This window comes from Streptomyces sp. RP5T (assembly GCF_003933965.1).
Classification (GTDB): domain Bacteria; phylum Actinomycetota; class Actinomycetes; order Streptomycetales; family Streptomycetaceae; genus Streptomyces.
Genome location: NZ_RSAJ01000825.1, coordinates 1 through 2,949, shown reverse-complemented (window position 1 = coordinate 2,949; position 2,949 = coordinate 1). Strand labels below are relative to the sequence as shown.

The 2,949-nt window shown below is 70.6% G+C and carries 3 protein-coding genes and 1 pseudogene; 3 read left to right on the top strand and 1 reads right to left on the bottom strand.

Features of this window, described 5'->3' with window-relative positions; genetic code table 11:
• Window positions 1-73 precede the first annotated feature (73 nt).
• Window positions 74-268 carry a hypothetical protein gene (locus EHS43_RS41620; RefSeq protein WP_007380617.1) on the bottom strand — a complete coding sequence of 65 codons (195 nt, stop codon included), beginning with the start codon at window positions 266-268 and terminating at the stop codon, window positions 74-76.
• 218 nt (window positions 269-486) lie between these two features.
• Between EHS43_RS41620 and EHS43_RS41615 the strand changes: the two genes are divergently transcribed.
• The 3 genes and pseudogenes from EHS43_RS41615 to EHS43_RS48515 all read left to right on the top strand — a co-directional run.
• On the top strand, window positions 487-879 hold the full coding sequence (locus EHS43_RS41615) for an ankyrin repeat domain-containing protein (protein ID WP_125195690.1): 393 nt from the start codon (window positions 487-489) through the stop codon (window positions 877-879).
• Between the two features lie 300 nt (window positions 880-1,179).
• Entirely contained in the window at window positions 1,180-2,598 is a 1,419-nt protein-coding gene (locus tag EHS43_RS41605; protein WP_125195688.1) for a HEAT repeat domain-containing protein, read from the top strand.
• A gap of 188 nt (window positions 2,599-2,786) precedes the next feature.
• Window positions 2,787-2,949 (top strand): annotated as a pseudogene (locus EHS43_RS48515) (glycosyltransferase family 1 protein); the annotation flags it as partial.

Sequence of the window (2,949 nt, the reverse complement as noted above, 5' to 3'; positions counted from 1 at the left end):
GCTCAGGATGCGGGGGAGGGGGCGGCGGGCCACTGCTGTCTCCTGGAGGTGCGTGCGGACGGGAAGGGCGGCGTCAGAACTTGATGCCGCCGAGGAGGCTCGCCAGGCTCTCGCCGCCGGCCTTGATGCTCGGGGCGATGGCCGTGCTGGCCAGGTAGAAGCCGAACAGCGCCGAGATCAGGGCGTGCGAGGCCTTGAGCCCGTCCTTGCGGAAGAAGATGAAGACGACGATGCCGAGCAGTACGACACCCGAGATGGAGAGGATCATTTTCGGTGCTCCTGGTTCGTGGGGACAGTCACCATGAGTACTTCCAGCATCACAGCATGTATCCATACGACAAAAGGTGCAAATGAATGAAATTTTCGCGTTTTCACTTGGTTGGCGGAGCCCAGGTGATCCTTACGTCCGGCACTTCGGGTCATCTGTACCGCGAGCCAGTACCCTTGCGATTCACCTGAACGGTTGTATGAGAGGCGGTCCGGCCGATGACTGAAGCCCCCGACCCGGAGGTCGTGGAGCTGGCGACCAAGATCTTCGATCTGGCCCGGCAGGGGCAGACCGAGGCGCTCGTGGCGTACGTCGACGCGGGTGTTCCGGCGGGCCTCACCAACGACCGCGGGGACTCCCTCGTGATGCTCGCCGCCTACCACGGCCACGCGGACGCGGTCCGCGCGCTCGTCGCCCGCGGGGCGGCGGCCGGCGGGGTCAACGACCGGGGGCAGACGCCGCTCGCCGGAGCCGTCTTCAAGGGTTCCGCGGACGTCATCGAGGCCCTGCTGGACAGCGGCGCCGACCCGGCCGAGGGCACTCCCTCGGCTCTCGACACGGCCCGGATGTTCGGCAGGACGGAACTGCTCCAGCTGTTCGCCGCGCACTGACACCTACGTTCTGACCAGCGAAGACACAGACAACGGGGGAGGCGGTACAGGGCCGCCGAAATTTCGGTCGCGGCAGATGGAAGTGCCGAGTCATCATGACGTCGTGGTTCACGGACGTGATGGTTGGGCAGGTGATGCCGCACCGCGCGGACCGTGACACGGTCCGCATGGGCCACCGACGAGAGGCAGAGGAAGATGGCTTACAGCAAGCAGGAAACGGCGGGCGCCCCGACGTGTTGTCACGCGGCCAGGTAATGCACGTCCCCGGTTGCGTCGACGCTTGATGTGAGGCTGTTTCCCATGTTCGATCCGGTCATAGCGCCCAGCGGTACGCTGCTCGGCCTGCTCCAGCGGGGCCGCGGCGACGGCACACTGCACGCGCTCACCGCCCCGCGCGCCGAGGCGCTCGCGGCCCTGAACCACTGCGTGCTGCGCGATCCCCGCCACGACTGGCAGGTGGAGAACCGCTCCCTCTACTACGCCCGTCTCTTCCTCGACCTCAATGGCGAGTTGGACGAGATCGAGGCGCACCTGTTCGAGGTGGACGACGTCTTCGACACCGAGGAGTCACGCACGGGCCTCGCCCTCGCCGTCCTCGGCCACCTCGCCTCCTACGGCAGGCGCGACGCGCTCGAACTGCTGCGCCGGTACGCCGCCACGGGCTCCAACTGGGCCTGGGCGCTGGACGAACTGGCGCTGCGCGACGACGACGCCGGACTGCGCGCCCTCGCTGCACCCGTGCTCGCCCGCTTCGGCACCGATCCGGAGGGCGAGGCGGAACTGGCCGCCACCGTCCGCGACGCCTTCGAACCCAGGCCATGGCGGCTGTGGGCCGACGATCCCCGCGAATCCGTCTCCACGCGTGTGCGTGCCGCTCAGGAGGCCGGCTGTTTCGACCGCTGGCAACGCCAGATGCGGCCCGCCGGACCCCGTCCCGGGTGGAGCGTGCAGGCCGTCTTCGAGTGGGCCCAGCAGGGCGTGGAACGCGGAGCCGCGCTCCATGTGCCCGCCGCCCGATGTCTGGCCGCCGTCGCGGGCCCCGAGGACCGGCCCGAGATCCTCGCGGCCGCCGCGGACGGCACCGACGGGGCGCGCTGCACCGCGCTGCGCTATCTCGCCGACAGCAATGATCCCGACGCCTTCGACCAGATCGAGCTCGCCGCCGTCACCGGTTCGCCGGCCGTCGTGGAGGCCGCGCTCGACGCGTTCGAACGCATGCGCAGTATCGCCGCCGTCGACCGGGCACGCGGCTGGGCGCGACGGCCCGATCCGCTGGGCGCCGCCGCCGGACGTATGCTCGCCTGTCTGGGGGGAGCCCAGGACCGGGACCTCGTGCTCGCCGCCCTCCGGGAGGCCGTACGGGGCGAGGGCCCCGACGCGCCCACTCTGTGGACCCTCGTCGACGGCACCGGACGGCTGGGCATCGCCTGCGCCGCGCCCGTGCTGCGTCACATCTACCGGGAGACCGCCTCCTCCCACCTCCGCGGCCGCGCCGCCCGTGCCCTCGCCGCGACCGACCCCTCCTTCGCCACCGGCTTCGCCGTCGAATGCCTCTGGGACTGCGAGGAGACCACCCGCGAGATCGCCGCCCGGCACGCCGAGACCGGGGACACCCGGGTCGTGGAGCGACTGCGCCGGCTGGCCGCCGACCCGGCCGAGGAGGCCGAGGTCCAGACAGCCGTCCGCAGCCGTATCGGACCGGACACCGCGGCCATGTGAGACCACCTCCGGACGCGGACCCGCGGGCCCGGTCGCACCCGCCGGGTGAACTCGGGACGACCCGCGGGTCAGGCGCGCATGGACGCCGCCTGACCTGCTCGGGTGCGCAGCGCAACGCTCATGGGACGTTCACCGTTCGCAAAGATCCACGTTGACGTGGCCACGTCCGGCACGGCGAGAACACCCCTATGCGTGTCGTCATAGTGACCGAATCCTTTCCCCCCGATGTGAACGGCGTGGCCCACTGCGCGCTCCAGACCGCCCGGCACCTCGTAGATCGCGGTCACCTTCCGCTCGTCGTCGCGCCGGCCACCGCGTCCGGCCCCGGCTCCGGCGCGGACACCCTCGCGC